Origin of the sequence: Methanobrevibacter sp., from assembly GCF_017431965.1 — an archaeon.
Lineage (GTDB): Archaea > Methanobacteriota > Methanobacteria > Methanobacteriales > Methanobacteriaceae > Methanocatella.
The window spans coordinates 40,878-48,956 of sequence record NZ_JAFRKB010000030.1; the positions used below are offsets into that span (position 1 = coordinate 40,878).

Sequence of the window (8,079 nt, forward strand, 5' to 3'; positions counted from 1 at the left end):
CTATTAATTATTTTTTTTAAAATGACTGATGATGCTTATTTTATGAATGAAGCTATTAAGGAAGCTGAAAAATCTTTGACTGAAGGAGGAATTCCAATAGGGGCAGTCCTTGTTAAAGATGGTGAAATAATTTCTAGAGGCCATAATAGATTAATTCAAAACGATTCTGTAGTTTTACATGCCGAAATGGATGCAATTGAAAATGCAGGTCGCTTAAATTATGAAGATTATGTAAAATGTACATTATATACAACTCTTTCGCCATGCCCGATGTGTTCCGGTGCAGTAATTTTATATAATATTCCCCGTGTTGTAATAGGGGAAAATACAACTTTGATGGGTGCTGAAAGTTTACTTGAATGCAATGGCGTGGAAGTCGTTGTTTTAAATGATATTGAATGTAGGGATTTATTTTTAAAATTTGCTTGTAATAATCCAGGAGTTTGGGAGGATGAACTTGCAAAGGTTGGAAACACAACAGAGGTTAAATGATGGAAATTATTGTAACTGATGAAAGGGATGAAAGGTTTATTGAATTTTGCGATTCATTCGGTTGTTCTATGGATGAACCTCAGGTTGTTTTACTTTTAAATAATTTTGGCAAAATCGTAGGCTGTACCAGTTTTAAGGTTTATGATGCAGATTCATGTGAAATAACAACTTTATTTTTAAATTCATACGATAATCGTGAAAAAATTGCTTATAAACTAATCAGACAGCTTGAAAAGATAGCTATTGACTATGACTTCAAAAAAGTCAGGGTTAGTTTTGACAGCAGAGAGGATATCCTGGTGGAGATATTTGAAAAATTAGATTATCAGTTCATTGATGATGTTTGCATGGAAAAAGAGTTTAAGATATTTAATTAGTTTTTAAAAAATAAAAAATTAAAAGATTAAGCTTCTTGTCTTAATCTTTTTACAACAAAGTCCTTATCTAAGGATAATAAGAATGATGCTGCTCTAGGGCCTTGTTTTTGACCAAGAATCATTTTATAGATTGCTTGGAAACCTTTTTGAGGTTTTAAGCCTTGACCTTCCAAGATTTCATACATTGCATCGTGCAACTCTGTTGCATCATTGAATTCTGTTTTTTCCATTAAATCAGCCAAATCAGTTAAGAATTGGGTTTGTTCATCAGTCAATGGTAATTTAGGAATACTTTTAGTTTGCACTTGGAATTTAACAAATTTAGGTGCATAGGTATCTAACCAGTAAATTACATTGTCAACCCTTTCTCTGTATTGGGCCAATTCGGTTTCGGTTAAATCACCAAATTCCTTATCTTTAAAGCTTTTAGTCAATTGTGAGTTTTTCTTCAAGATTTCAAAGATTTTCTCCAAGTCGTCTCCCGCAATTTGGTAAGCATTGACCAGGAATCTGAAAGGAGGTCTGAAAGGTAAAGGACTACCTTCGTTGATTTGAACTATTTCATAGATTTCCTTGAATTTTCTTGCTTCTTTTTCAGATGGTGCCTCTACTTCATCGTAGAATACTTTTTCAACAGTATCAAATTGGTCAATAAAGTCTAAGTAAGGCATTTTTGGTGAGAAATCTTTTGCTTTCATAGGTTTTGACCTGAACAGGTAATAGTGTAGACTTTCAGCAGGTCCGATTTTTAACCATTCATCCGGTGCGAAGAATACTCCGTGAGATTTACTCATCGCTTCCCCGTCAAGTGTAATCCATTCGTATGGCACTGGATATGGTGCAGGATAGTCAAAGATTTTTTCTGAAATCACGCTACTTACATCATAGGATCCTCCACTTGCCGCATGGTCTTTTCCGAATGGTTCGCAGGTGGTTCCGAATATTTTCCATCTTGCCGCCCATTCAACTCTCCAGGTGAGTTTACCGTTTCCGGATTTAATGTCCATTTCACCATCATGTCCACATTCGCATCTGTATTTGATGATGTCTCCATCGTAATCGTAGGCATATGTGGTATTTACACGTCCACATTCCTCACAGATAGGGTTGTAAGGAAGCCAGTCATCAGCTAAAGGTTCTCTTCTGTATTGGTTGAATATTTCTTTGATTTCTTCAACTTTCTCTAAAGAAGTTCTAATGTAATCGTTGTAATCTCCATTTTTATACATTTCAAAACCGGATTTAGCTTCCATTTCTATTCCATAATCATCCATTACTGAAAGCAATGGTTTTTCGAAGTGCTCTACAAAGTTTGCACAGCAGCCGTCAGGACATGGAATCATGGAGTAAGGCATTCCCAGGTATTTGTCATAATCTTCAGGCAATGGATAAGGAACTTTTCTCAATGGGTCGTGGTCATCAGCAATCCAAATTGTCTTGGCTTTTTTTCCTTTTTCTCTTAATTTCTTTCCAATTCCATTTGCTACAAATATGTCACATGAGTTTCCAATGTGAATACTCCCGGATATGGAAGTACCACTTGCAATAACGTGTTCTTCTACATCTCTTTTAGCTAATTCATTAGCAACATTTTCTATCCAGTGTGTCATCTAAATTCACCATATAATAAAAAAATTATCATAAAATAAGTTATAATTAAATTTTGTTTTTATTAATATAAAAAGATTAGTTAAAATTAACTAACCTTAATATTTCCTAAAATTTTATCGATTGCATCTAGGAAATCTTTAGAAATAACTTTTTTCCTTTCGCTTCTTATAGCAAACATTCCAGCTTCGGTACATACAGCCTTCAAATCAGCACCGGAAAAACCTTCTGTTATTGCGCTTATGGTATCAAAGTCAATATTTTCATCTAATTTCATCCTTTGGGTGTGTATTTCAAGGATTTTTTGTCGGCTCTCCTTGTTTGGATTAGGCACTTCAATTGTCCTGTCAAACCTTCCGGGTCTTAAGAGTGCTTCATCCAGAATATCCGGTCTGTTTGTAGCGGCGATTATTCCAATGTCTCCTCTTGGGTCAAATCCGTCAAGTTCTGCAAGAAGCTGCATCAATGTTCTTTGAACTTCTCTGTCGGCACCTTCGCTGTTTCCAACCCTTTTAGTTCCAATAGCATCGAGTTCATCTATGAATATTATTGCGGGAGTCTTTTCCTTTGCAAGGTCAAAAACGTCTCTAACTATTCTTGAACCCTCTCCCAGATATTTGTTGACAAATTCCGAAGCAACTATTTTAATGAATCGGGCGTTTGTCTCATTAGCTACTGCTTTTGCAAGCAATGTCTTACCTGTTCCGGGAGGTCCGTAAAGCAATATTCCTTTTGGCGGATCGATTCCGATTTCTTCAAATAGTTCAGGTTTTTTAATTGGAAGCTCTACGGTTTCTTTAACCTCAACGATTTGAGGGTCAAGCCCTCCGATATCATCGTATGTGACGTCAGGTTTTTCATCAATTTCCATAGCTGTTACATCTTTGTCTTTTTTTGCAGGAAATACATTAACGACAGTTAAAGTATTCTGATTGAGCGCAACTCTGGCTCCTGGTTCAAGCAGTTCTGTTTTTATTGATTTTGGGTAATTTACTAGAAATTCGTGCCCTACATTGCCTTTAATTCCAACTTGGTTGTTGTCAAAAACTTCTGTTATTGTTGCAAGTATTAATGGGGTTTTCTTAAATGAGTTGATTTCGCCTTTCAGTTCTTTGATTTTTCCTTCTAACTGGCGATTGCTGATGTTTGTTTTGAGCTGTTCGCCTTCAAGGTTTCGGACTTTCTCCATCAGCTCTTTTTTTGTTTTGCCATTTTCTTCTTTTAATGATTCGATTGTTTCAATCAATTCTTCCTTTGAAGCTTGTTTTACAGATTCCATAATCCCCCTCAATATAACTCTGTTATTGTTACATTTTAAAATTTGCTATACATTCTGCTAAAAAAGATTTTGGCTTGAGTATAATAGTTAAAAAATATCAATTTTAATGTAAAAAAAGTAATTAATTAAAAAAAGAAGAGAAAATAGATAAAATTATCTATTTAATAAGGTCAGAATCGGATTGGTCTAACCATTCGTTAACGATTTTTACTGCACAGTAGTTACCACACATGGTACATGTGTCCTCTTCTTCAGGAGGTCTTTGGTCTCTTTTTGCACGTGCAGCTTCAGGGAACATCGCACAGGCATATTGTGCTTCCCAATCGAGATTTTTCCTTGCTTGAGCCATAGCCAAATCTTGTGAACCGTCGATTTGACCACTTGCCAGGTCTCCAGCATAAGCTCCGATTTTAGTTGCAATTACACCTTCTCTCACATCATCTGGGGATGGGAGAGCTAAGTGTTCTGCAGGAGTTACATAACAAATGAAGTCTGCTCCAGCTTTTGCGGAAGATGCTGCTCCTATAGCGGATACGATGTGATCGTAACCAGGCGCCACATCACATACAATAGGTCCTAGCATGTAGAACGGAGCGTTGGAACACATTTTCTTTTGAATCATTACGTTTGTTGGAATTTCATTAATTGGAATGTGTCCTGGTCCTTCAATCATACATTGTACTCCAGCTTCACGGGATCTATCAATTAATTCCCCTAAAATGATCAATTCTTGTATTTGGGCCCTGTCAGTTGAGTCTGCGATAGATCCTGCTCTCATACCGTTAGCAAGTGAAAGAACAACATCATGTTCTTTTGCAATATCTAAAACATAATCGAAATTTGCATATAATGGATTTTCTTTTTCATTTTCAACAATCCATCCGGACATGAATGAACCTCCTCTTGAAACAAGTCCGGTTACGCGGCCTTGTCTTTTGAGTCTGGTTAATGTTTCAATGTTGATACTACTATGGACAGCCATGAAGTCAATACCATCTTTTGCTTGTTTTTCGATGGTGTTAAATAAGTCATCTTCAGTCATGTAAATTACAGAACCGTCTCTTCTAATGCTTTCAATAGCTGCCTGATATACCGGCACGGAACCAACTGGTAATGGAGACATATCTAAAACTCTATTTCTGATCACGTCTAAATCTCCGCCAATACTCAATTCCATTAAACAGTCAGCACCATTATCGATAGCAATTTGTGCTTTTAATACTTCTTCATCAAAATTAACAATGTCAGTTGAAGTTCCAACGGTTGCGTTTACTTTTGTTCTAAGTCCTGCACCAATACCTGCAGCTTCAATATCTCTGTTTACATTTCCTGGTATTACTATAGTTCCGTTTGCAACGGATTTTAAAATGAAATCTTCTGAAACATTTTCTACTTTTGCAACATGTTTCATTTCATCGGTTAAAATACCTTTTTTTGCATCACTAATTTGTGTCATCTTAAATCATCCCTCAATTAAGATTTATAACAGTCAAATTTATTTTAAAATATTCTCATACTAATTGATAATTTGTTATTTTTATTTAATACTATTTAAATTAATAGGATTATTTTTAATTCTATTATATTTGAGATATATAAAGTTTTTTTTAAAAAATAAGTTATTGTAATTTTTTATAGTTAAATTAAAGCATTATTGATAAAAATAAAATGTACTTTAAAAAAAGTAAAAAGAAAGGATTTAGTAAAATCCATTCATTCTTTCAAATGCATCATCAAAACTAGGCATGTTGGTTTGACAACCTTGATGCTCTACAATGAATGATGAGACAGATGATGCGAATTTGGCAGATTCTTCTAGGGATTCCCCATTCAGGAATCTTGATAAAAATCCTGCCCTGTATGAATCTCCAGCTCCGGTTGGGTCAACTGCTTCTCTGGTTATTGCATCAATTTTAATCTTTTCTTCATTGGAGTAAATTTCACTACCGTTAGCTCCACAAGTTTTAACAATTATCTTTGGACCTAATTCCCTTAAACCGTCAAGGTCAACTTCTAACGCATTCAAAATTCTTTCGATTTCATGATGGTTAGCAAAGAGGATTGTAGTGTTTTCAATCACGTCTTTCAATTTTTTGGTATCATACATTCCAAGGTCTTGGCCTGGGTCAAAGGATACAAGTATGTCTTCATTTTTTGCTTCTTCTGAGCATTTCCAGTTGTAGTTAGGGTCTCCGGTTGCAAGGTGAACCGCTGAAGCATTTTTTATTGCAGATGTCGGTACTTTACTTTCTGCAAATTCACGTGCAGCTCCCCAATAGAAGTAACTGATTTGGTCTCCATTATCATCAGTCAAAACGAATGCGGTAGGTGTTGCTTCACCTGGAACTATAATCAATGATTTAGTATCAATGCCCAGATTCTGCATATGTTCATAGTATTCGGTTTTTTTAAAGTCTCCACCAACAGCGGATACCAATGATGTTTTCAGTCCTAAGTTTGCTCCAACACAAGCCACATTTGCAGCCGCTCCGCCATTAAATGTTTTCATATTGGTTATAGGGGCTGAAAAATTAGCTTTTGGAAATTCAGGTACTCTAATTATATAATCATGAGCAGAGTGTCCGATTGCTAGTAAATCTCTGTTTTTCGCCATAATATCGCCTTTTTTTATTACAATTTAATATTAGTCCTTATCCTTATTTAATGTTTTGAAAAATCGTATTGGTCAGTGATATGATTTTTCACAAAATCATAATTTCATATGAAGGTACTAAATAATTATATATTATTAATTAAAATTTTATTATCCAAGAGCATTTGAAAAGTACTTTTAGATTAATGTAAATCCTTGTTTTTCAATAAGTTCCTGGCCGTCATTAAGCAGAAATTCAATAAACTCATCAACTTCAGGCTTATCTTCATTTACTTTAATCACGCTAATTACATGTCTTGTATCGAATTTTAAGATTTCATTTCCCTTAAAATAGCTCGCATTTAAAAAGCTGTATAAATTTTCGGAGTTTTTCACCATCTTAAAAGCATCGAATTGTGAGTTGACGGTATATTTTAGATTATAGTCTATGTCATAATGTTCAAGACTGTTCCAGGCAAGTCTTTGTGCCGAGCCTTCAACGTTTACAAATTCAAGGCCCTGCAAATCATTAATGCTTTTTATCTCTTTTGAATTCGGATTTGAAATTAAAACGAGATAATCGTAGGCTATTGGTGTAAAATCAATATTCAATTCATAAGCAATCAAAGGATCGTCAAGTGTTAAAATATCCACAGCACCCCTTTTTGCAAGTTCAAATGCATCTTTATCGCTGCTGCTGTAAACGTTTATGTTAAATGGCTGCCTGATACTTTCCAAAAGCCCAGAACTAATGTGTCCTCCGGCAATATTAATATTTGAAGTTTTTTCAATTTGAATAACATATTTCCTATACTCGTTAAGCAGGTCAACTCCATCTTCGGTTAATAGTGTACCGTTTCCCACTTTTTGAGTTAATTTCAAACCTAATTTTTCTTCAGCTTTCAGTAATCTTCTATTGAAGACAGTATGGGAAATATTTAACTCTTTAGCTGATTTTCTCTGGGATTTGGTTCTAGCTAGTGATTCTAAACTTTGATACAGTTTATAATCATAAATGTTGCCATTTATATTTAGACTTATCAGGCCTTCGCTTTGAAATTTCATTAATTATATATAATAATCATTGTCATAATTAATAATGTTGGTTTTAAACTTTTTGGGAATTAGATAAAATGGAAATAATGAAAACTTCTATACGAGCTATATTGGATAATATTGAGACTGCACAAGATTTTTTAGATGAAGAAACAGTAAACCAATTCGAAGACATTATCATCAACTCTGAAAATGTTTTTGTCACCGGAGCTGGGAGATCCGGACTTGCAGCTAAAGCATTTGCAATGAGATTAATGCATTTGGGTTTAAGTTCATATGTGGTAGGTGAGACAATATCACCGGCCATTAACGCAGAAGACTGCATAATTGCCATTTCAGGTTCTGGAGAGACAAACACAATTGTTTCTGCTGCAAGAATAGCTAAAAATAGAGGGTCTAAAGTGTTAGCTGTTACTTCTTATCCTGAATCAACTTTAGGTCAATTGGCTGACGGTTATCTTCTGGTTAAAGGAAGAACTAAAAAGGAAGTTGATGATGAAAATTATATGAAACGTCAAATTCATGGAAACTATACTTCTTTAACTCCGCTTGGAACTGCATTTGAGTTAACTACTTTAGTATTTTTGGATGCTATCGTTTCTGAGCTAATGGAAAAAATGCAACAAACCGAAAGTGATTTGAAAGCAAGACACACTGTATTGGAATAATTAGAA

At 34.8% G+C, this 8,079-nt stretch carries 8 protein-coding genes; 3 read left to right on the plus strand and 5 right to left on the minus strand.

Annotation, left to right across the window (positions count from 1 at the left end; genetic code table 11):
* The first annotated feature begins 21 nt into the window (after window positions 1-21).
* Entirely contained in the window at window positions 22-492 is a 471-nt protein-coding gene (locus IJI93_RS03640) for a nucleoside deaminase (RefSeq protein WP_292820066.1), read from the plus strand.
* Window positions 489-869, plus strand: coding sequence for a GNAT family N-acetyltransferase (locus IJI93_RS03645; protein WP_292820067.1), 381 nt, complete (start codon window positions 489-491; stop codon window positions 867-869). Before IJI93_RS03640 ends, IJI93_RS03645 begins: the two co-directional genes overlap by 4 nt.
* Window positions 870-895: 26 nt before the next feature.
* Here the strand turns inward: IJI93_RS03645 and lysS are convergent, their stop codons facing one another.
* The 5 genes from lysS to IJI93_RS03670 form a co-directional block, all read right to left on the minus strand.
* Entirely contained in the window at window positions 896-2,479 is a 1,584-nt protein-coding gene (gene lysS, locus IJI93_RS03650) for a lysine--tRNA ligase (RefSeq protein ID WP_292820068.1), read from the minus strand.
* An 86-nt stretch (window positions 2,480-2,565) separates the two neighbouring features.
* On the minus strand, window positions 2,566-3,756 hold the full coding sequence (locus IJI93_RS03655) for a proteasome-activating nucleotidase (protein ID WP_292820069.1): 1,191 nt from the start codon (window positions 3,754-3,756) through the stop codon (window positions 2,566-2,568).
* Between the two features lie 157 nt (window positions 3,757-3,913).
* Window positions 3,914-5,212: a phosphomethylpyrimidine synthase gene (thiC, locus tag IJI93_RS03660; RefSeq protein WP_292820070.1), complete on the minus strand. Its 1,299-nt coding sequence runs from the start codon at window positions 5,210-5,212 to the stop codon at window positions 3,914-3,916.
* A 243-nt stretch (window positions 5,213-5,455) separates the two neighbouring features.
* Window positions 5,456-6,370 (minus strand): carbohydrate kinase family protein, encoded by a 915-nt coding sequence (locus tag IJI93_RS03665; protein WP_292820072.1) that lies wholly within the window; start codon window positions 6,368-6,370, stop codon window positions 5,456-5,458.
* A 177-nt stretch (window positions 6,371-6,547) separates the two neighbouring features.
* Window positions 6,548-7,414 carry a LysR family transcriptional regulator gene (locus tag IJI93_RS03670; protein ID WP_292820074.1) on the minus strand — a complete coding sequence of 289 codons (867 nt, stop codon included), beginning with the start codon at window positions 7,412-7,414 and terminating at the stop codon, window positions 6,548-6,550.
* A 68-nt stretch (window positions 7,415-7,482) separates the two neighbouring features.
* On the opposite strand from IJI93_RS03670, the gene hxlB reads away from it, so the two are divergent.
* The gene (hxlB, locus tag IJI93_RS03675) at window positions 7,483-8,073 is read left to right on the plus strand and encodes a 6-phospho-3-hexuloisomerase (RefSeq protein WP_292820076.1); all 591 of its coding nucleotides are present in this window, start codon (window positions 7,483-7,485) and stop codon (window positions 8,071-8,073) included.
* Window positions 8,074-8,079: the final 6 nt, after the last annotated feature.